Origin of the sequence: Prevotella sp. BV3P1 (genome assembly GCF_000479005.1) — a bacterium.
Classification (GTDB): Bacteria; Bacteroidota; Bacteroidia; order Bacteroidales; family Bacteroidaceae; genus Prevotella.
Map to the genome: position 1 here is coordinate 66,134 of NZ_AWXC01000037.1, position 22,285 is coordinate 88,418.

12 protein-coding genes are annotated in these 22,285 nt (G+C 48.2%); 6 read left to right on the forward strand and 6 right to left on the reverse strand.

What is annotated here, in order from left to right:
• Positions 1 to 452: 452 nt before the first annotated feature.
• From HMPREF1254_RS06715 to HMPREF1254_RS06730, 4 genes are all read right to left on the reverse strand, one after another.
• Positions 453 to 2,372, reverse strand: a complete 1,920-nt coding sequence (locus tag HMPREF1254_RS06715) for a glycoside hydrolase family 13 protein (RefSeq protein WP_023057871.1) — start codon at positions 2,370 to 2,372, stop codon at positions 453 to 455.
• A 1-nt stretch (position 2,373) separates the two neighbouring features.
• Positions 2,374 to 4,290 carry a type I pullulanase gene (pulA, locus tag HMPREF1254_RS06720; RefSeq protein ID WP_051331302.1) on the reverse strand — a complete coding sequence of 639 codons (1,917 nt, stop codon included), beginning with the start codon at positions 4,288 to 4,290 and terminating at the stop codon, positions 2,374 to 2,376.
• A 63-nt stretch (positions 4,291 to 4,353) separates the two neighbouring features.
• Positions 4,354 to 6,486 (reverse strand): glycoside hydrolase family 97 protein, encoded by a 2,133-nt coding sequence (locus HMPREF1254_RS06725; protein WP_036891161.1) that lies wholly within the window; start codon positions 6,484 to 6,486, stop codon positions 4,354 to 4,356.
• Positions 6,487 to 6,555: 69 nt separating this feature from the next.
• A complete protein-coding gene (locus HMPREF1254_RS06730) occupies positions 6,556 to 9,261 on the reverse strand; it encodes a 4-alpha-glucanotransferase (RefSeq protein ID WP_023057949.1) in 2,706 nt (901 codons plus the stop codon).
• Positions 9,262 to 9,422: 161 nt separating this feature from the next.
• On the opposite strand from HMPREF1254_RS06730, the gene HMPREF1254_RS06735 reads away from it, so the two are divergent.
• The gene (locus HMPREF1254_RS06735; RefSeq protein WP_036879196.1) at positions 9,423 to 9,914 is read left to right on the forward strand and encodes a hypothetical protein; all 492 of its coding nucleotides are present in this window, start codon (positions 9,423 to 9,425) and stop codon (positions 9,912 to 9,914) included.
• A 28-nt stretch (positions 9,915 to 9,942) separates the two neighbouring features.
• Here HMPREF1254_RS06735 and HMPREF1254_RS06740 read toward each other — a convergent pair whose 3' ends face one another.
• On the reverse strand, positions 9,943 to 11,259 hold the full coding sequence (locus HMPREF1254_RS06740) for an SLC45 family MFS transporter (RefSeq protein ID WP_023057925.1): 1,317 nt from the start codon (positions 11,257 to 11,259) through the stop codon (positions 9,943 to 9,945).
• Positions 11,260 to 11,511: 252 nt separating this feature from the next.
• Positions 11,512 to 12,513 carry a LacI family DNA-binding transcriptional regulator gene (locus HMPREF1254_RS06745; RefSeq protein WP_408939368.1) on the reverse strand — a complete coding sequence of 334 codons (1,002 nt, stop codon included), beginning with the start codon at positions 12,511 to 12,513 and terminating at the stop codon, positions 11,512 to 11,514.
• A gap of 364 nt (positions 12,514 to 12,877) precedes the next feature.
• Between HMPREF1254_RS06745 and HMPREF1254_RS06750 the strand changes: the two genes are divergently transcribed.
• The 5 genes from HMPREF1254_RS06750 (at position 12,878) to HMPREF1254_RS06770 (ending at position 22,188) form a co-directional block, all read left to right on the forward strand.
• Positions 12,878 to 15,895, forward strand: coding sequence for a SusC/RagA family TonB-linked outer membrane protein (locus HMPREF1254_RS06750; RefSeq protein WP_023057930.1), 3,018 nt, complete (start codon positions 12,878 to 12,880; stop codon positions 15,893 to 15,895).
• A gap of 22 nt (positions 15,896 to 15,917) precedes the next feature.
• Entirely contained in the window at positions 15,918 to 17,522 is a 1,605-nt protein-coding gene (locus HMPREF1254_RS06755; protein ID WP_023057963.1) for a RagB/SusD family nutrient uptake outer membrane protein, read from the forward strand.
• Positions 17,523 to 17,540: 18 nt separating this feature from the next.
• Complete coding sequence (locus HMPREF1254_RS06760) at positions 17,541 to 18,743, forward strand: SusF/SusE family outer membrane protein (protein WP_023057876.1); 1,203 nt, start codon at positions 17,541 to 17,543, stop codon at positions 18,741 to 18,743.
• Positions 18,744 to 18,804: 61 nt separating this feature from the next.
• Positions 18,805 to 20,190 carry an Outer membrane protein SusF domain-containing protein gene (locus HMPREF1254_RS06765; protein ID WP_023057946.1) on the forward strand — a complete coding sequence of 462 codons (1,386 nt, stop codon included), beginning with the start codon at positions 18,805 to 18,807 and terminating at the stop codon, positions 20,188 to 20,190.
• 210 nt (positions 20,191 to 20,400) lie between these two features.
• A complete protein-coding gene (locus HMPREF1254_RS06770; RefSeq protein WP_023057967.1) occupies positions 20,401 to 22,188 on the forward strand; it encodes an alpha-amylase family glycosyl hydrolase in 1,788 nt (595 codons plus the stop codon).
• The last annotated feature ends 97 nt before the right edge of the window (positions 22,189 to 22,285 follow it).

The window sequence follows — 22,285 nt, forward strand, 5'->3', positions numbered from 1 at the left end:
ACTGATGAGAGGATTGTTTTTTACGCTCGAAATACTGTAATAAATTGTGTTACAATGAGATATAAACGTTGCTTATCCTTGGCGTATTTGAAGCCAAACAATCTGCTGTTGTCAAATAATGAAATTATGAAAGGTATGTTTGTAAAGAAAAATATCTCGGCTTTACCTATGGAAGATTCTTCTTGACATCTCGCAACGAGGGCAAAGGGTGGGGGCTACGGAAGGTTAATGGGAGATATCGGGAGTCAACAGGGAGTTAACAGGAGATAGCAGGGAGTTAAAAATGAGTGGCTGAGGAGTTAAAAAGGAGTTAGCGTGGAGTTAAGAGGGAGTTAGTTGACAATAGCTTTTTGTGATTGACTACAAAAGCATTCGCTTTCTAAGCTCAGTTGAACTAATGTCCGTTCACTTCTTTCTAACTCCACTCTAACTCCTGTTAACTCCCTTTTTACCTATAATTCAATGACAAGCGTTTGGTGTGGAGCTAACTTGATGTCTTTGCTCATGTCTACGTTTTCGCCGGTAATGACGTCATGAGCAGCAGTTGATTTGCCGATGACTTCGGCATATCGCTTCACGTCCAACTGGGCTTCTTTCGATGTTCCGTTGAGTATGGTCAGCACAGACCTACCCTGATACTGGCGTGCCAGGACGTACACCCCTTGGTGAGGGATGAACTGAATCTGCTTGCCTTGGACTATCACTTCATTGCCCTGTCGCCAATGCAGCAGCTTGCTGAGCCAGTTGAACATTTCGTTTTGTGCTTTTGACCTGCCTTCTGCCGTGAATGCCGTGTGTACATCGCCTGGGAAACTACCGGGGAAATCCTGACGTACATAACCATCTGTTATCTCTTTGGTGCCATTCAGCAGCACCTCTGTTCCATAATATAGCTGTGGAATGCGGTTCATGGTGAGCAAGAGGGCTAAGGCCTGCTTCAGTGCGGCTACATCTTGTCCGTGTCCCAAGAAACGGTCGGTGTCGTGATTCTCAATAAACACCATGACGTCTCTTGGATTTTCGTACAGGTAATCTTCCGCCAGCGAGTTGTAAACCCTGTTCAGTCCGTCCCACCATCCATCGGTTTCTTCATTCTTCGCCTTGTTGATTTTCTCGAAGAAGCTAAAGTCCATGACTGTTTTCAGGTTGCTGTTGATGTCCGACAGCTTACTGTCTTTTTGCCAAGCTGCCGTATAAGCGGGTTCTGTGTTCCATGTTTCGCCCACCACGTTGAAGTTGGGATACTCCTCGTTGAGCGTCTTCATCCACTGTGCCATGGCTTTACGGTCGGCATAAGGATAGGTGTCCATCCGGATGCCGTTGATGCCTGCGGTCTCAATCCACCATATACTGTTTTGGATGAGGTACTTGATGACGTGCGGATTGCGTTGGTTCAGGTCGGGCATGGAGGGCACAAACCATCCGTCGACGGTTTCCTTCAGGTCTATTTTCGACGCGTATGGGTCGAGCACCGGCGTGAGTTTGTAGCTGGTCTGCAAATACTTGGAGTTAGTTTTCGTGCCATTTGGCATGCCGGTCTTCTCATCACGCCCCGAGCCGGTGCCTTCCTTGAGCCACTCAGGCTCATTCAGCCAATCGTCAGAGGGCAGCTCTTTGAGCCACGGATGTTCAAATCCGCAGTGGTTGAAAATCATGTCCATCACCACTTTGAGCCCCTTTCGGTGGGCTTCGTCAATGAGCTTGCGGTATTCCTCGTTGGTGCCAAAGCGCGGGTCTACTTTATAATAATCTGTCGTGGCATATCCGTGGTAGGTGCTGAAGCCGTTGGTGTCGGGCGAATTGTTCTCCAGTACGGGCGTGAACCATAGGGCGGTTACTCCCAGATTGGTGAAATAGTCGAGGTGTTTGCGAATGCCCTCCAAGTCGCCCCCATGTCTCAGACTGGGTTTCGTGCGGTCGCAAACATATTTGTTCATGCCTTTTATCTGGTCGTTCTTGGTGTCTCCGTTGGCAAACCGGTCGGGCATGAGCATGTACAGCACGTCGGCATTGGTGAATCCCATGCGCTTGTCGCCACTCATCTCGCGCTGCTTCAGCTCGTATTTCACGTTCTTGGCGGTCTTTCCCTTGGTTAGCTTGAGGGTCATCATGCCTGGCTTGGCATCACGCAGGTTGAGATAGGCCAGCAGATAATGTGTGTTGGGCAACGAGACCACGCTGTCTACGCTTACCCCCTCATAATCAGTGGTAACGCTCGCGCCTTGCAAATTGTTGCCGTAGAACATGAGTTGCAGACTGGCGTCCTTCATGCCCACGTACCAGTCGGTAGGATCTATGCGTGTTATTTTCATTTGGGCATACGTCGTGAAAGTCTGTGCCAAAAGACAAAAGGTAAATAATAGCTTCTTCATATCATTTGGTTTTAAATATGGTTTCCTTTAGAATCAAGGCCGATTGGGCAGGAATTACCACCTTGTCGGTGCCTTCCCCAATCACCAACTTCTCTATGCCGTCCGCATCAACAACGCCTTCATAGCACAGCACGTCGTACAAACCATGTGGCATAGCCATCTCCTTATCGGTTTTATTGGCATTGAGCAATACGTATATGAAGCAGTCGGTAGGCTCGTCCAACAGCCGATAGGCCACCACGCATGGTTGCGTCGGCAAGAACTTTAGGTTTCGACGCACAGCTTCTGCAGTGCCCAGACGGAACGCATGGTATTTCTTTCGCAGTGCTATGAGACCCTTGTAGTAGCTGAACACCTGCGGGTAACGCTGCAAATTGTTCCAATCCAATCGGTTGACTTCAATGGGAGAGTTAAACGAGTTGTGCACCCCTTGCTTGTCGCGGAGCATCTCTTCGCCACTCAACATAAACGGAACGCCTTGCGAAGTGAACACTGCCGTTTGTGCAAGCAAGTCCAATCGGATGATTTCTTCGGTAGAAATGTTGGGAATGGAGGCCTTCAGCCGGTCCACCAAGCACATGTCGTCGTGGCAACTTACATAACTAACCATCTGTGTGGGTTCGGTTGCCCATGCCGCTTTGCTGTAGTTCACTTTGCTCATGTCTACTTGTGGATGTGCTATGGCACCGGCGATGCCAAACTTAATGCTCTCTTCCTCGCCGGCGATGCCTGCAAGGAACGCTCCTTTCCTGTCGTCACTGAAGGGACCGCGCAAGGCGTCGCGCAATTCATCGCTGAATGCTGCAATGCCTGGCAGTTGTTGGATGTTGGCTTTCATAGCGAGTTTGTCCGCAGGATAAGCACAAGTGCCTGCGCTCCATCCCTCACCATAGATATAAATAGACGGGTCTATCTTGTCCACTTCCTGTCGAATGGCGTTCATGGTTGCTATGTCGTGAATGCCCATGAGGTCGAAACGAAAGCCGTCGATGTGATATTCGTCAGTCCAATATTTTACCGATTCTAACATGAATTGCCGCATCAGAGGTTTGTCCGAGGCTGTTTCGTTGCCGCATCCCGACCCGTTTGAATACTTGCCTTCAGCGTCTTTGCGGTAATAGTAATCGGGGTAAGTACGCTGAAAGTTACTGTTTTCGATGTCGAACGTGTGGTTGTACACCACGTCGAGGATGACGCGAATGCCCGCCTTGTGCAGGGCTTGCACCATTTGTTTGAACTCCTTGATGCGCACTTTCGGGTCTTTGGCGTTGGTACTGTACGACCCCTCTGGCACATTGTAGTTCTTTGGGTCGTATCCCCAGTTGTAGTTGGCATTGGAGGTTTGGTGTTCATCCACCGAAGCAAAGTCGAATGAAGGCAACAAGTGTACCGCATTCACCCCTAACTCTTTGAGGTGGGCAATGGCTTTTGGTTCAGCCAATCCCACAAACTTGCCCTTATGAACGGCAGGAGAGGTAGGCGAATCGGTGTAATCGCGTACGTGCATCTCGTATAACACCAAGTCGGAGGGCGATGAGAGTGTGGGGCTCTTATCGTTTTCCCACCCCTCGGGGTTGGTTGTCTTCAGGTCAATGATGGCTCCTCTGTTGCCATTGATGCCCACAGCCTTGGCAAACGCGCCTGGTGTCTCGCCTCCTTTGTGCTGTTGGTAACCCAACACTTCAAAGGTGTAGTACATACCTTTCAGGTCGCCCTTGATCTCTTTTGCCCACACATCGTTGCCCATTGACTTCATTTTGACGGTCTTTGTGGGCTTTCCACCTTCGCCTTCTTTGTACAAACGCAGCACGACACGCTTGGCTGTGCTTGGAGCATTGAGCTTGAAAGCTGTCTTTTGAGGCGAATAAACCATCTCGTCGAACACTTTGGCAGATAAAGGTGACTTGCCCGTTGGCATGAGAAAAGCCAACAACAGGAAAATATAATGCTGATAATGTCTCATAAGTAAGGGTGTTATTGATTATTGCGCCATGAGCGAAACGGCAAATCCGCCACCGCTGGCTTGATTGATTTTCAACACGTCTCCACGCTTCACGGTTTTGTGCGTGATGACATAAGCTTGTGGGTTGTGGTCGTAATGGGCATTTTTAGCATCGGCATAAATCGTGCACTTGTACTTCTTACCCTTGTCGAGGAAGTCGAGTTTGATGACACTCTTATGTCCATTCTCGTCGCATTTGCCCCCGATAAACCAGTTGTTGGTACCTTTTGCCTTGCGAGCCACAGTGATATAGTCGCCGGGTTCAGCCTCTAAATACTTGCTGTCGTCCCAGTCAACAGCCACATCCCGTATGAATTGGAATGCATCATCGTACTTCTCGTAGTGTTCGGGCAAGTCGGCAGCCATTTGCAGTGGGCTGTACATGGTGACATAGAGTGCCAGCTGTCCTGCCAAGGTGGAGTGTACAAAGCTGGTATTGTTGCTCCATTCTGACAGTTTCGTTACAAAAATACCAGGCGTGTAGTCCATCGGACCGCCCTGTAAGCGAGTAAAGGGCAGGATAGTGGTATGGTCTGGATTGTTTCCTCCAAAGGCTTCGTACTCTCCACCCCTTGCACTTTCGTTGCCAACCATGTTCGGCCATGTTCGGCATAAGCCCGTTGGACGTGTCGCTTCGTGCGCGTTCACCATGATATGGTGCTTGGCGGCTTGCTTCACCACATACATATAATGGTCGTTCATGGATTGAGAGAAGTGGTGGTCGCCGCGAGGAATGATGTCACCTACATATCCTGTCTTCACGGCATCATATCCGTATTTGTTCATGAGATTGAAGGCTTCCTCCAAATGTCGTTCATAATTCACCGCACTGGATGATGTCTCGTGGTGCATCAAGAGTTTTACACCCTTGGAATGGGCATACTCGTTGAGTCCTTTCAGGTCGAAATCGGGGTAAGGTGTAACGAAGTCGAACACGTCTTGCTTCCAATGGTTCGCCCAATCTTCCCAACCTACGTTCCATCCCTCCACCAAAACTTCGTCCAATCCGTTCTTGGCAGCGAAGTCGATGTATCGCTTCACCTTGTCTGTGTTAGCCGCATGGCGTCCGTTTGGCTTCGCTTTGCTCCAGTCTATCTGGTCAAGTTTGATAGACGGAAACTCGTCGGTGTAGTTCCATGCGCTTTTGCCAACAATCATTTCCCACCACACACCACAATATTTTGTGGGATGAATCCAACTCGTGTCTTCTATCTTGCACGGCTCGTTGAGGTTCAGTATGAGGTTGCTCGACAACATATCGCGTGCGTCATCGCTCACCATTACCGTTCGCCACGGACTCTTACAAGGGGTTTGCATGCACCCTTTGGCACCGTATGCGTCTGGGGTGAGCCAGCTTTCAAATGTCATTGTCTTGTCGTCCAAGTTGAGGTGCATGGTAGAATAGTCCACACAAGCTGCCTCGTGGATGTTGATGTACAGCCCATCTTGGCTTTTCATTTGCAGCGAGGTCTGTACGCCTGTGGGTGAGAACACTGCCACCGACGAGTTTCCCCAGTTCACTGCATCATGAAAACGCCCCCTTATTTCGGAGAGTTTGCTTTGCTGTGTCTTTTGCTCTTGCGTGTCATAGTCGCCTGGAATCCACCATGCCGTATGGTCGCCAGCCATGGCAAACTGTGTATGTTCTTCTTTAATGAGGAAATAGGTCAAGCTGTCTTGCTGTGGAAATTCATAGCGCAATCCCATTCCCTCGTTGTAAACACGGAACCGAACAATGATATTACGCTGCGAAGAGGCTTGATGCAACGTTACCGCCAATTCGTTATATTGGTTTCTGATGGTTGCGGTCTCCCCCCAAACAGGTTTCCATGTCTCGTCAAAGGTGGATGTCTGCGTGTCTTTAACCGTAAACCCATTCATCAAGTCGGTTTCCCGAAGCCCCTTGGAGGCGTGCTTGTCCTTCATGAGCTCCAATCCCAAGTGCGACGGTTTCACCACAGCTTTGCCTTTGTAGGTCATGGAATAGGTGGGTACCCCGTTGCCTTGCAGACTGAAGTTGACGCTTACATTGCCATTGGGCGATTTGACTACTTGTGCCAACAGTGCCATTGGCAGCATAAAAAACAAAAGGATAAGATTGATTTTCTTCATGATGTTGTGGTTCAAAGGTATGCCACAAGGGCGCAAACCCTTGTGGCTATAGGTGTGAGGGGTAGGGTGTCAAGCCCTTCCCGACTGTGAGTTCAGCTCACATAGATTGCTCACCAAGCTGTTGTCGGTCAGCATGTCTTCTATGTTCAGGTGCATCCGATAACGCCAATAATGCTTTGGATTGGCAGGAATGTTGATGCGTTCGGCGTTGGCATCGTCCAATCGGAGTCGTTCGTCCATGGACAACCAGTCTTGTATGGACAGGATGCAGAGCATGGAGGGCGATGCCAAGTGTTGCCAAATGATGTCGCGAGCCAACCAACCCGGCAGTGGGTGAGGGGCAGGTCCTTCCTTTCCCAGCATGGTGTTGTAATAATGCTGTGTGCGAGGGTAGTCCTCGTCCCACCATTGGCGCAGCGTTGGCATGTCGTGTGAGGATATGGTAGCCACGCTTCTGTAGGGGTTGCCAGGCAAATAGCCAAAGGTTACCTTTGGGTCTTTGGGCATCGACTGCACTTCAAGACTTAAGATACGCAACTCATTCATCACCCATGCCACGCAATCGGGCACCATCCCCAAGTCTTCGGCACACACCAACATGCGGGTAGCCTGTACCAATTTAGGCAATTTCTTCATCGCCTCGTGATACCAGAACTGATTGTTGCGGCGATAGTAGTACTCGTTGTACAAACGGTTGAATGCCTGTTTGTCCACATCCCACAGACTTTCGTAGATGAAGTTGAACTGTGCCGTGATGCGTGGGTGGAACAGATGGGGATTCTTCTTGTCACGAACAAACAACACATCGTTGGCAAGTGCATACAGTCCGTCGCGTATCCAAGTGTTCTTCTCGTCCATTTCTTGCCCCTCGAAAGCTGCTTCAATCTTGCGCTCGGTGTTGAAATGCTCGTTCAACTCAAACACGTCGTCGTGAATATGGTTGAGATATTTGGCGATTACCTCTTCCCGATGTTCGCCAAACACTCTGTCGATGACCCAGTTGCGGACGTAAGGCTTCGTAAACAAATCTTCTTGGAAGTTGAGTCCGTAGGATGCTATCTCCTCGCGCGACATGCCCAACGATGGCGAAAACTGACCGCACAAGCCGTTGACACAGCTAATAGGTATTTCCCAAATGCGGAAGAATCCCAGCACATGGTCGATGCGGTAAGCGTCGAAGAACTCTGCCATGTTCTTGAAACGGCGTTCCCACCAGGCGCATCCGTCTTTCAACATCTCGTCCCAGTTGTAGGTGGGGAACCCCCAATTCTGTCCGTTTACGGAGAAATCATCGGGTGGCGCACCAGCCTGTCCGTCCATGTTGAAGTATTTGGGTTCTACCCAAACGTCACAACCGTGGCGACTGACACCAATCGGCACGTCGCCTTTGAGTACGATGCGCTTGCTTTGCGCATAAGCGTGCGCCTCCTTCATTTGGGTGTATAGCACAAACTGCACGAAGTAGTAGAACGCTACTTGTTGATATGCCTTGTTGCTTGGGGTGCTTAACGCCTTGCGGTCTGCCTCGTTCCATGTGTGGTGGTCGCGCCATTGTGTAGCGTCTGCCGTGCCGTATTGGTCGCGCAGGTAGCAGAACTGTGCGTAAGGCACCAGCCAGCGCGCGCTCTTTTCGAAGAACGCCTTGTACGCCTTGGTGCCCATGGCGCGTTTGCCCTCTTGCTTGAAGAGTAGCTGTAAGAAATCCATCTTGCCTTTCATCACGCGCACATAGTCTATCTGTGGCAGACAGTTCAGCTCTTCTTGCAAAGCGTCAAATTGCGCTTGTTGCGCCTTGTCGTTGAGCTTGGGCAGTTGGCGCAAGTCACAATAGAGCGGATGCAACGCAAATACGCTGATGCAGCTGTAAGGGTAAGAGTCTGTGTAAGTATAGGTGGCTGTGGTGTCGTTGATGGGCAACAGCTGAAGGACGTGCTGCCCGGTGGCTTCCACAAAGTCAATCATTGCCTTGAGGTCGCCAAAGTCGCCCACGCCAAAGCTGCCTTTGCTGCGTAGTGAGAATACGGGAACCAATGTTCCAGCCACCTTTGTGTTGGGCATGGGCATGAAAGCCTGATCCAAGTGGTACACCACTACGTCGCCACGGTTGAGCTTGGGTACGTCAATGGTGCGGTTGAAGCACGGTTCCCACATGGGGTCGTTCGTGGGAAGGGAGTACGACAGGGCAGCAAACTTTAGTTCTATGTGCTGCTCGCTCAGTGTTTCAGCGTCCACGTCTACCACCCATTCGTTGTGCTGGTGCTGAGTCATGGGCAGTGCCTTGCTGATGTTCCACTCGCCCAAGGCCTCGGTGTCGCCCGACAGCACTAAATATTGGTCGGGTTTGAGTTGTGGAGAACGTACAATGATGCGCACCGTCTTTTCGTAAGCCGTGGGCTGCAGGGCTTGCAATGTGCTGCGGTGAAGGCAGTCGGTGAAAGCTGAAGAATACAAGTACGAGTCTTCTGGTATCTGCATCCAATGGTCGTACACATGGTATTGCTTCGCTTTGGCTGCCGTAAGGTCAAGGCGGTGGGTTAGAGTGGTCCATTCCTTGCGCGTTACCTTTCCGTCACATTCTACCGAGTAGTAGTAGCAAAGGGAAGCATGGTCTGCGGTTGCAGGCAGCTTGAGGTCGCACTTCCAGTGCAGTCCGTCGGTGGTGTACATTCTATAAGGGGTATAAAGCCCATCTACAGGCTGACCATCATTCGCTACATTCAAGATGAGGTCTTCCCCAAAAACCGTTTTGTATTCAATGTTAAATTGTAAATGCATAGACTAAGGGATAGTAGTTGAGTAACTTTAGGTTTGGTTCTTAATATATGCAAATGTATAAATAATAAGTAAGGTGAAGTTAGTTTAGAAGTCTAATTATTAGAAAAATATTGTGCAATCGTTTGCATTAATACTGTTTTCTGCTTCCAAATGCAGGTGTTTTGAAGGAGGGTTTTGTTAGGTTATTTGGTCATTTCAAAATTCTCATTTTAGCTTCTCAAGAGGGTGCTTTTAATCTTTTAAAGGTCGGTTTTTACACCTTGTCGCGCCAAAAGCATAGAGTTTGGCTGCACAGAACAATGTTTTTGAAGAGAAAAGTGATGGTGGTTGACCTGCAAACTCCATGCTTTTGGCAGTCAATAGCATGGAGTTTGCTGCCGACCGAAAATACTCGTCATATACAATGTTTTGATAATGAACGATATACAAAATTCGCGTATTTGCCGCCAACCTACTGGTTGCTTGCAAATACGCGAGTATTGAGGGCGCATGTCAATATTTTTGACACTTTTACACCTCCGTTTAGTGGCGTTTTACACCTGCGTTTAAGGAGAAAAATGATATTCCTCGGAACGGATGAAAACTTGCTGCAAAAATTTGTTCTCGAAGGCGGTCGTTACCACTGTGGTCGAGTGTTAACTGCCAACAGCTAATTCTGTAATAATCACTTCCTAACCAATGTCAGGCCTTGACATCCTTGATGAGCGATACGGCGGCGGCACCCAGTAACAGTGAGATGCCCGCAACGAACATCATGTGGCTTTGTACCGAGCCTACAAGACTGAGGAGTGTGCCTCCTATTAACGCAGCCACGATTTGCGGAATACAGATGGTGCCATTGAACAGGCCGAGATAGGCACCCATGTGGCCATAACCTTGCAAGGCATTGGTGACAAAAGTGAACGGCATGGCCAGGATGGCGGCCCACGCACAGCCTATGAGGAGGAACGGAATGAACAACAAATACTGGTCGTGTACTACGGTACAGGCCGCAAAACCAATGGCACCCAATGCCAGACTAAGGGCGTAGGCGGTCTTCCTACTACCGAGTTTGGGGAGCAGCGGTGCCCATAGCACAGAGCCGATGGCCTGCACGGCGAACAGCACGCCTACCCAGTTGCCAGCCTCTTGTGCTCCCTCGCTGGCCATGTCGGTGGTGCCCCAAACGTTGGCGGCTACGGTGCCGTGCGTATAGGTCCACATGTACATGAAGGCTATCCAACTGAAGAACTGCACGATGCCTACCTTCCAGAAAGTGGAGGGTGCATGCTTGAGTAGACTAATCCAGTTTTCTTTCTTCTCCGTGTCCGACTTCAAACTGCCGTTGTACTGCTCGTACTCCTGCGGTGGCCACTCCCGTACCTTGGAGATGGTGTAGTTGACGCAGAGAATGAGGATGCCCGCACCCACGATAAAGCTGTAGATCACCGAGTCGGGGATGACGCCCTTGGGTGCTGTGTTGGCGATGCCCAACAGCGCAAAGAAGAATGGAAACAGATAACCCACTAACGAACCAGCATTGCACAGCAAGCTCTGAATGGAATAGGCCTTGGCTTTCTGTCGTTCGTTCACCATGTCGCCCACGAGCATCTTAAACGGTTGCATGGCCATGTTGATAGAGGTGTCGAGGAACATGAGCATGACAAGTCCGAAAATCATAGCCTCCGATGCCGTCATCCCAAACGAGCCGGAGTGGGGCAACAGGCACATCACCAGTACCGCAACCGCTGCGCCGATGAACAAGTAGGGTATGCGGCGTCCGTATCTGGTCCATGTGCGATCTGAACAAGTACCAATGATGGGTTGTACTACGATTCCCATGAGGGGAGGTAATATCCAAAAATAACTAAGATTGTGTGGGTCGGCACCTAATGTGGCAAAGATACGTGAGATGTTTGCACTCTGCAGCGCGTACGCAATCTGTACACCGAAAAATCCGAAACTTAAATTCCAAAGTTTCCAAAAGCTCATGTCGGGCTTCTTTTTTAATTCATTCATATAGTTTACGAGTTAATAGTTTACGAGTTCACGAGTTGATAGTTTTATTAGTTTGCGAGTTGTTAGTTTGCGAGTTGTTAGTTTACGAGTTTACGAGTTGATAGTTTTTTTAGTCGACAGTTGATAACTTATCAAGTAATATATTGTTGAGATTCGCTTTTGTTAACCATTAACTTGTCAGTTTGTTAGCTTGTCAACTAATCAATCTATTGACTCGTCAACTTGTCAACTTGTTAACTCGTCAACTAAACATTATCTCGTTGTTCCTCTGATGATAAGTTTTGTTCTGACGATTCTCTTTTCAATCTTATCAGGTGGAATGAAACCCTCCACACGAGAAATGAGGATGTTAGCCGCCTCTTCGCCTACCCGCACGCCACGTTGCTCTACGGTGGTGAGCATGGGGTCGCAGGCCTTGGCACGGTCACCATTGGTAAAGCCACAGATGGAGATATCCTCGGGTATCCGATAGCCCATGCGCTTGGCAGCGTAGAGAATGCCCACGGCCGTGTCATCGTTTACAGCGAAGAAAGCATCGGGGGCTTCCTCCTGGCTTAGAAGCTCGGGGGTGATTAGCTCAGCGTCGGCGCGGTTGTCGCAGATTCGGAAAAAACGGTCGTCAGCCTTCAGTCCGTACTTGGTGATGGCATCACGGTAGCCGTTGTAACGGTTCTTGGAAATCTCCATGGTCATCAGTGTGCCGTAGTAAGCAATGCGTCGGCAGCCAGTCTGTATGAGGTGCGTGACCGCATTGAAGGCACCCATATAGTCATCTACCACCACTCTACTACATTCCACGCCCGTACAAATACGGTCGTAAAACACAAGTGGCATGCCGTGGTCTATGAGTTTCTGGAAATGTTCGTAGCGTACGGTGTCTTTGGCTTGTGAGACGATGACGCCGCACACCTTGTTCTCAAAGTAATCCTGGCAGATGCGTACTTCACGATCGTACTTCTCATTGCTCTGCGCCACCATAATGCGATAGCCGCGGGCACTGGCTTCCTCTTCGATACCGGAGAGGATACTGGAGAAGTAAAAATGTGACAGCTGTGGAACGATGACGCCAATGACTCTCAGCGGTTTCACCTTGCTGTTGCGCAGCGACTCGGCGATGACGTTGGGATAGAAATTATGTTCGCGCGCGTAGGCCTGTATCTTTTCCCGTTGTTCTTTGCTGATGCTCGGGTTATCTTTCAACGCACGCGAAACCGTTGCAACAGAAACACCCAGTTCTTTTGCAATGTCTTTCATTGTGAGCGGTGACAAAATATCCATTTAGGTTGTTATTAGTGATACAAATGTATGCAAAAACTGAGAATGCAGGAAAGCAAGTCTTTGATTTCTAATCAAATCTTTCATGCAAACGTTTGCGCTACTAAAACAACGAATTTGCAGGAAAAATAGTATGTTAAAGGTTAAACAATACTAACTTTGCACGCAGAGAGGAGCTACTAACCGGACAGATAAGAGAAACATCAAGTCTCCTCATAGCATTTCCCTGGCCTTCATGTGAAAGGCACAAACAAATGAGTCATGACGGATCATGAACATCAGGGAGCACGACCTAAGCGATACACTAAATTTATTATATTTACATTAACTAAAAACAAGAAAGATGAAGCAGGTAAATTTTACATTGCCGCTGAGAATGCTAACGCTGTTATGTGTGTTGGTGTTATCAGTCAGTGCCTTCGCGCAACAAATTGACGTGAAAGGCCATGTGAAGGATGAAACCGGCGAACCCATTATTGGTGCCACCGTTAGAGTCTCAGGACAAGATGGAGGCGTGGTTACTGATATTGATGGAAACTTCGTGCTCAAAGCCAATGCTGGTGCGATGATTACGGTGAATTACATCGGTTACGAAAAGGCCGAAGTTGCCGCAGCCGCGGATGTGGTCATCACGTTGAAAGAAGCAGGCGGGCAGTCGTTGAACGAAGTAGTTGTTATCGGTTACGGTATGGTGAAGAAAAGCGATCTTACAGGTTCCGTAACAGCCTTGAAACCCGACAGTAAAAATAAGGGTTTGGTGGTGACACCTCAGGACATGTTAGCAGGAAAGGTGGCTGGTGTCAATATCACCAGTGACGGTGGTGCACCGGGTAGCGGAGCTAACATTCGTGTACGCGGTGGTTCTTCACTGAATGCCAGTAATAATCCATTGATTGTCATTGACGGTATCGCCATGGACAATAATGGCGTACAGGGGCTTTCCAATCCGCTTTCGATGGTCAATCCGCAGGATATTGAGTCGTTCAACGTGCTGAAAGATGCTTCCGCAACCGCCATCTATGGTAGTCGTGGTTCGAATGGTGTCATCATCATCACAACCAAGAAAGGACGGAAGGGCATGCCAGTTCAGGTTAGTTACAACGGTAACGTAACGGTAAGTCAGAAGAATGGCTCGCTCGAATTGATGAATGCCGACGAATATCGCAGCTTTATTATCAATCACTATGGTAAAGATAGCGATGCCGCAAAAGCCCTTGGCACCTCCAACACTGATTGGCAGAAGGAAATCTATCGCACTGCCATCAGCCACGATCATAATGTGGCTGTACAGGGAGCCGTGAAAGGATTGCCCTATCGTGTGTCAATAGGATATACTGGACAGCAGGGTATCTTGAAGACAACGGACTTTAATCGTGCTACAGCTGCGGTGAACTTGAACCCATCATTCTTCCAAGACCATTTGACATTGAACCTGAATGCGAAAGGAATGTATGCAGAGACGCAGTATGCCAATTATGCAGCCATTAGTGATGCTTTCCGTTTTGATCCAACGCAGAGCATTTATGACAATGGAGAAGATGCTGCGCATTACGGTGGGTATTTCCAATGGAAAAGCAAAGGAGGTGTCACTGATATTGACCCCACCTACAAGACAACTTACAATAGCTTGGCTCCAGGAAACCCTGTGGCAGCTCTTGACTTACATCATGAGAAAGCTTACAGCCGATCGTTTGTGGGAAGTGCTGACATTGACTATAAGGTTCATGGTTTTGAAGACCTTCGTTTTCACGCCACGCTGGGTGCGGACATCTCAAAAGGACGACAAACTAAGAATGTCGGCCCTACCGCTCTTGAGGCTTTCTATTATGGAAGCTATGGCGCTGAGGAGAAGTTGAAACGCAACTTGTCACTCAGTGCTTACGGACAGTATTTCAAAGACTTTGACGTGAATCATCACTTTGATGTGATGGCAGGTTATGAGTGGCAGCACTTCTGGCATAATGAAAAGAATGATTATACTGGGTACTATCAGAAAACGAGTACGATTAAACCTGGTGAGGAAACCGACCATACACCGTTCTTTACAGAAACAGAGAACTATTTAGTTTCTTTCTTCGGTCGTTCCAACTATACATTGATGAATAGATACTATCTCACGGCAACGGTTCGTGCCGATGGTGCGTCACGTTTCAAACAGCATTGGGCATGGTTCCCATCTTTTGCATTCGCATGGAAAATTAATGATGAGAACAAGTTCCGCAATATCAAATGGCTGTCTGACCTGAAGCTGCGTTTAGGTTGGGGTATGACAGGTCAGCAGGAAGGCATCGGTGATTATAACTATTTTGCCATCTATAAAATGAATACAGGTACACAGTCGTTCTATCCTCTGCTTGGAAACGGCAATCTGTATACACCTCAGGCTTACGATGAAAACTTGAAATGGGAAACAACGACCACTTATAACATCGGTCTTGATTGGGGACTCTTCAACCAACGTTTGACTGGTAGTGTAGATTGGTACTACCGTAAGACGACAGACTTGTTGAACTCTGCACCCGCTGCTGCTGGAACTAACTTCGACAACAGAGTGATGACCAATATTGGTTCGTTGAAAAACACTGGTGTTGAGGCTTCAGTCAGTTGGAAGGCGATACAATCAAACGATTGGTATTGGACTATAGACTATAACTTTACCTACAACAATAATACCATTACAGCACTGACGGGTGCCAATACAAAACCGATAGAAAGTGGTAATGGATTGCATACTGGTATTGGAAAGAAGATTCAAGCTTTCGCAGTAGGTCACCCATCCTCTGCTTTCTGGGCTTATCAACAAGCATACGATAAAGACGGAAATGCCATCGAAGGCGTAGTGGTAGACCGTAATGGTGACGGCTCTATCACGGACGATGATCGCTATTTCTATAAACAAGGTGCTGCACCCGTCACTATGGGGCTGGCTTCTCGCTTGGAATACAAGAACTGGGACTTGGGTTTCTCCCTGCGTGCGAATATCGGTAATTATGTTTATAATGACGTATTGGCCAGTCGAAGCAATATGAGTCAGCTATGGGCACCATCATCTTTCTTGGAACAAAGACCTAAAGCTGCCGTCAAACTGAATTGGCAGTCAAGCGAGTGGATGCAAAGTGATTACTTTATCCGCAATGCTTCGTTCCTGAAGATGGATAACATTACCTTGGGCTATAGCTTCGCTAATCTCTTCAAGAGTGGAAATGGACGAGGGCTGAGTGGCCGTTTGTATGGAACGGTTTCCAATGTCTTTACGGTCACCAAATATGAAGGACTGGATCCAGAGGTATTCAGCGGTATTGATTATGAGCTGTATCCACGCCCTATTTCATTCATTTTTGGTCTCAATTTGAATTTCTAATCATTCATAAAGATAGTACGTCATGAAAAGATATATCATCAAATATACAAAAAAGATTTTTCCCGTGGCAATCTTGTTGCTGACAATGGGAATGGGATCTTGTGTGGGTGACCTGGATGTCACACCCATCGATCCGAATAAGAACACAAAGCTCGATCCAACTGCGCTGTTCAATATGTGCTATGCCAACTTTGGCTTGGAAGGCATTGAAGGTCCTGGAAAAGCCAATATCGCAGCCGATGATGGAGGAACAGCAGGATTGGTGCGTCAGATGTTCAATGCCAACGAACTGACAACCGATGAAGCTATCTGTGCTTGGCCCGACCCTGGAGTAACAACACTCAATACCAACGAGCAAGATGCCAGCAACATGATGCTCAGCATCTATTATAATCGTCTGTATTATGGTATCTCCATTTGTAACCAATACTTGGGGGTTGCGAGTGATGTGAATGCCACACAGACAGCTGAGATACGGTTCTTGCGTGCCCTACAGTTTTACTTGGCGATGGACGCCTTTGGGAACATACCTTTGCCAACAGCCATCACTCCAGAGAAACCCACACAGAAAACACAAGCAGAAGTGTATCAGTGGCTCGAGAAAGAGTTGTTGGAAATAGAACCAAATTTGTCGGATGCTAAACCAAAGACATCGAAAGACGCAGGTTATGGACGTATTGACAAAGCGGCAGCATGGATGCTTCTGTCCAGATTGTACCTCAATGCACAGATCTATACAGGTACACCGCAATGGACTAAGGCTGCTGAATACGCCAAGAAGGTCATTGACTCTCCCTATCAGTTAAGTAAGACAGCCAAAGGAGGATACAGCGCTTACCAGTTGATGTTCATGGGTGATAATGGTGAAAATGGTTCATCTGTCGAAGCAATTTTCCCCATTCTACAGCAAGGAGACAAGACTGCCGCTTATGGATGTACGACATTCATGATAGCGTCCTCTTATAAGAACGACATGCCAAGCAATGGAACCACTGGCACATGGGGTGGTAACCGTGCTAGAAAAGAACTTGTCTCAAAGTTTTTCCCAAGTGGAAATGCACCACAGGCCGAACCTGCGGTTATGATCAAGCAGGCAGGTGACGACCGAGCCATTTTCTGGGGAAAAAATCGTACCCTTGAGATTGAATCCGTAAAAGATATCGTTGATTTCAAAAAGGGCTATTCTGTCATGAAATTCACCAATGTGAAGAGTGACGGTGCAGCTGCTACGAATACAGGATTTGCTGACACAGACTTCTTCTTTTTCCGTACAGCTGAAGCTTATCTCACCTATGCAGAGGCAACAGCTCGTATGAACAATAATGTAGCAACAGCTGAAGGAGTGGCCTTGTTGAACGAACTTCGTCAACGTTCGCATGCTTCTACTAAAGCTGGATACAGCATCAATGATATTTTGGACGAGCGAAGCAGAGAATTTTATTTCGAGGGTCAGCGACGTGTTGACTTGATACGCTACGGCAAATTCGGAGGTAACAGCGATTATGTATGGTCATGGAAGGGCGGTGCTGCCAACGGACGCAATTTCAATGCACAGCGAAACATCTTCCCGTTGCCGTACAGCGATCTTTCTGTGAATGAGAATTTGAAACAAAACACAGGTTATTAACATTCAACGAAAACAGATATGAAAACAATTTTAAAATCAATATTGCTGTTGTGTTGCACTGCTGGTCTGTTGACGGCCTGCGATGACGACCGCGGCTCGAACCCTGTGGTACAGGAGCCAGCCACATTCATGTTGAACACACCGGCTTATGCCACATCTACCATCGATATGGCATCATCAGAAACGTTGCACTTTACCTGGTCACAACCCGATTATGGTTTTCCTGCTAAGGTGGACTACCAGTTGCAAGTGTCGCTTGATGGTAACTTCACAACGTCCTATGCTCAAGAGCAAGCTGATAAGAGTGGGGCTACTAAGGCTAACTATAAAGAACTGACAACCGTGTATAATGTATGTAGTGCGGATGTCAATGTGACAGAACTGGCTAAGGCTTTTCAGCAAATAGCCAAATGGGCTGACGGAGCTGTTCCTGCTACACAAACCGTGTATGTGCGTGCTAAAGCTGTATTGAAGACAGTTTCTCAGATTTATTCAAACACGGTAAAAATCAACGTTAGTCCTTATTATGTCGAACTGAAGGATGCTGCGCCACAGATTTGGTATCTCATCGGTGGTTGCATCGCTGACGGAAAATGGTCTAATGGCTCAGATGCGATAGGGGTTTCCATGATTCCTATGTATACCATTGCAGGCGAAAGCTATGACAAAGTTACAGGAGGTGGTCTTATTCAGTATGTGGGTTATTTCCCCGCTGGTGGCGAGTTCAAAATTATAGAGAAGCCTGGTAGTTGGGATTACGGTATGTGCGGTGATAAAGACGGACACTTTGTTTATCGCAATGGAGGTGATGATCCTGGTAATATCAAGGTGAAAGATGCGGGTTATTATAAAATCACGGTCAACACCACTGAACATACGGCAAAAATGGAGCTGTACACGGCTGCTGTAACGACCTATCCTACCATCACTCTTCCTGGAACCTATCAGGGTTGGAAACCAGAGAAGAATGCTTTGACAAAAGTCACTACTGGTGGAGAAAATCATGACTGGACCACTACGGTAAACTTTGATGCCGATGCAAACATCAGCAATGACGAAGGTGTGAAGTTCACCAATGGTTCTTGGGATGTGAATTGGGGCGCTGAAGATTTCCCCTTGGGTACAGGCACAGGTGGCGGAAAGAACATTCGCTACAAAAAGGGAACCTATAAAGTTTATTTTAACGACATTCTCGGTTCATACCAGTTTGTCGCCCAATAATTGAATTTGTGGCAGAAAGGAGGCTCTTTTGAGTCTCCCAGCCACTTCAAAAAGATATAAAATGAAAAAGCTATTCTATACAATGGGGCTCTTCTTGCTGATGGCAAGTTGCTCCAACGATTATACAGATTGGGCAAATCCACAGTCAAATCATGAAGACCCAGCGACAGTAAGTTTGACCATTCAACCTGCCGAGGCCATTGATTTTGCCAAGTTGACGACCGACTCTGTGCAACTTTTCACACCCGTTGTCAAAGCTGCTGAGGGCAGTGTGAACACTTATACCGTTGTGCTGTACAATACAAACAAGTCTGATTCTAAAACTTTGAAGGCCGATGCGCTGGGAAAGGTTAAATCCGCAGAATTGGAAGAAGCGGTACTTCAGCTTTTTGGACATCGTCCAGTGGCGCGAACCATTGATTTGGATGTTACGGCATTCACCATTATTGAGGGGCAAAGCATCAAAAACCAAGCCAGCACTAAGGCTATTATCACACCCGAAGCACCCGTTATCGAGAATACTTACTACCTTGTAGGCAGCATCAATGGATGGGATAATAACAATAAAGATTTCCCTGTTGTCAACAACGAAGATGATGTCTATAAAGATCCGGTCTTTACCATTACCCTGACAGCTGCGCAAGTAGGTAATGGCGTAGAATTTAAGTTGAATCCTGTTTCGGGCATCGGTTCTTGGGATAAATGTTATACGGCATCAAAAGATGAAGCAGAAGGAAAGATTGCAGGTGGCAACGCTGGAGGCAATCTGAAAGTTGAGGCAGTTGAAAATGCCAAATATTACAAGCTGGAGTTCAACATGCTTGATCTCACATTCAAGGTAACCCCGATGAGCGATCCAGAGCTTTACCTCACAGGCAACCATTACGGTTGGGGAAAAACATGGAAACAGTTAGTTCCTGTCTACGGTACTACTGATTTGTTCTGGACTATCGTTTATCTCCATGCTGGCGAACAATTCAAGTTTGCACCGCAAGCAAATTGGGGCAACGACTTCGGTATGCAGGCAACCATTCATGATGAGGCCAATGCAGGTGTCAGTGATACTGACGGTAACATTACCATTGCCAATGCTGGATGGTATCAACTGACCGTAACAAACGGTGCTTCCAGAAGCGTCACCATCAGTAAACCAAAAGTGTACCTCATTGGGAATACAGTTGGTTCGTGGGGCATTGAGGATGCAAATCTCTTCACGGAGCCTACCACGGAAGACGGTGTTTTTGTTTCAAAGGCTTTCGCAAAAGCAGACGAAGTACGTATGTGCGTCAGTGTTCCTGGACATGACTGGTGGCAATCTGAGTTCATTGTCACCGCAAAAGGAAAGATCGATTACCGTGGCAAGGGCGGAGACCAAACACGAGTGAATGTTAAAGCGGGTCAGAAAGCTTATCTAAATTTCTCAAAGGGAACTGGTAAATATCAATAACCATACGAGAGTTATATTTAGTGAGTAATATAATCAAGTAGGAAAGGCAAGTCTCCGTAATGGAGACGGCCTTTTCGTTTAGTCACCTGTGACTGACATCAGGTTGCAATTTCTTGCAGGAGGATTCAAGGTGTGAATCTATCATGTTTTTTTTGAACTGCACAAAGTGAATTGTCATTAAGCTGTATATCAGCAAAATCAACTAACACTATGAAACTATTTAAAACCTTTTTATTCCTATTCTTGGCTATTCCTGCGCCTCTTTTCGCACAAGGTTGGCCCAAAGATTACAAGGGCGTGATGTTGCAAGCGTTTTATTGGGACAGCTACAGCGACACGCAGTGGACCAATCTCGAGAGCCAGGCCGACGAGCTGTCGCAATATTTCGACCTGATATGGGTGCCGCAGTCGGGCTATTGCAACAAGCTGCAAGACCAGATGGGCTACGCCCCCATTTGGTGGTTCAACCACAAGAGCGCGTTTGGCACAGAGGACCAACTGCGCAAGATGATCAAGACCTTCAAAGAAAAAGGCACTGGTATCATCGAAGACGTGGTCATCAACCACCGAAATGGCAACACCAACTGGTGCAACTTTCCCGAGGAGACATGGAAAGGGCAAACCATGCACTGGTCACTGGCCGACATCTGCCAAAACGATGATGGCGGAAACACCAAGCGAAACGGCTACGACGTGTCGGGAGCGATGGACACCGGCGACGACTTTTCCGGATGCCGAGACCTTGACCACACCTCGGACAACGTGCGAAAGAACGTGAAACTATACTTGCGGTTTCTCAAAGAAGAACTTGGCTACACCGGCTTTCGTTACGACATGGTGAAGGGTTTCTCCGCAAAATACATTGGCGAGTATAACGCTTCGGCCCAACCCACCTACTCCGTGGGCGAATACTGGGACGGTGATCCCGCCAAACTGAAAAGCTGGTTAGACGGCACCAAGGTAGATGGAAAGATACAGAGCGCGGCGTTCGACTTCGCACTGAAATATTACATCAAAGACGCGCTCGGCAGCGGCCAATGGAATCGTCTGGACGGCGACTGCCCAGCCAAGGACCCCGCATACAGCAGGTACGCCGTGACCTTCGTGGACAACCACGACACCGACCGCGACAACAACCGCCTCGTGGCCAACCACATAGCCGCCAACGCCTACATCATGGCCATGCCAGGCACTCCCTGCGTGTTTCTCACCCATTGGAAACAGTTCAAAACCCAACTCAAGAAGCTCATCTTGGCTCGCAAAGCCGCCGGCATTTCCAACCAAAGCGCCATCCTCAAGTCCGAGCGACATGGCAATGGCTATATCGTGAACGTGCGAGGCGAGAATGGCAACGTGCTGCTGGCCTTGGGAACACCCGACAGCTATGACGCCAACGGCTACAAAATAGCCGTGGAGGGGGATGGCTATAAATACTATGTGGCCGACAACGTGGACATTTCGGCCGTCCAAGCTATCGCCGACGAGAAGCCGCAAACGTTTACGCCGCCCGCGTTCTGCACCATCGACAACGACGAGCGATGCGCTTTCTTCGAGGCCCCGAGCTTCTGGACAGGCGACGTGCGCTGCTGGCAGTGGGACCAAAAAGCCAACTACACCGGTGGCTCATGGCCCGGCACGGACTGCCGGTACGTAGGAACGACCAAGGCTGGCAACAAGGTTTACAAATGGAGTTGGAACAAGCAGACCAAGCCTGTCAACAACCCCGACGCCGGCATCATCTTCAACTGTGACAACGGAAGCAAGCAAACCGCCAACTTGGAATTTGTTAACGGCGGCTACTACGACTTTACCTCTGGCAAGAAAGGTGTGGTGACGGGCATTGACAAGGTGTCCTCAGCACAGACAGGCCAACGCAAAGTGAATGTATACGCACTGGATGGACGCCTTGTTCGCTCGCAAGTAAGCGAGAACAAGAGTCTGCAAGGATTGCAAAAAGGCGTGTATGTGGTGAACCATCGCAAGCTGTTCGTTCGATAAGGCACTAACCAAAGCAATGCCCCCTGGAATGTTTTCTCGCATTCCAGGGGGCATTGTTCATTCACGTCGTTTGTGCATGGGCGGCAACCTTCTATGC

Bases quoted from the DNA above. Each gene is read 5' to 3' on its own strand.
- HMPREF1254_RS06755 (WP_023057963.1), top strand. From the start codon at position 15,918: ATGAAAAGATATATCATCAAATATACAAAAAAGATTTTTCCCGTGGCA.
- HMPREF1254_RS06730 (WP_023057949.1), bottom strand. From the start codon at position 9,261: ATGCATTTACAATTTAACATTGAATACAAAACGGTTTTTGGGGAAGAC.
- HMPREF1254_RS06740 (WP_023057925.1), bottom strand. From the start codon at position 11,259: ATGAATGAATTAAAAAAGAAGCCCGACATGAGCTTTTGGAAACTTTGG.
- pulA (WP_051331302.1), bottom strand. From the start codon at position 4,290: ATGCCAACGGGCAAGTCACCTTTATCTGCCAAAGTGTTCGACGAGATG.
- HMPREF1254_RS06745 (WP_408939368.1), bottom strand. From the start codon at position 12,513: ATGAAAGACATTGCAAAAGAACTGGGTGTTTCTGTTGCAACGGTTTCG.
- HMPREF1254_RS06765 (WP_023057946.1), top strand. From the start codon at position 18,805: ATGAAAAAGCTATTCTATACAATGGGGCTCTTCTTGCTGATGGCAAGT.
- HMPREF1254_RS06770 (WP_023057967.1), top strand. From the start codon at position 20,401: ATGAAACTATTTAAAACCTTTTTATTCCTATTCTTGGCTATTCCTGCG.
- HMPREF1254_RS06760 (WP_023057876.1), top strand. From the start codon at position 17,541: ATGAAAACAATTTTAAAATCAATATTGCTGTTGTGTTGCACTGCTGGT.
- HMPREF1254_RS06725 (WP_036891161.1), bottom strand. From the start codon at position 6,486: ATGAAGAAAATCAATCTTATCCTTTTGTTTTTTATGCTGCCAATGGCA.
- HMPREF1254_RS06715 (WP_023057871.1), bottom strand. From the start codon at position 2,372: ATGAAGAAGCTATTATTTACCTTTTGTCTTTTGGCACAGACTTTCACG.
- HMPREF1254_RS06750 (WP_023057930.1), top strand. From the start codon at position 12,878: ATGAAGCAGGTAAATTTTACATTGCCGCTGAGAATGCTAACGCTGTTA.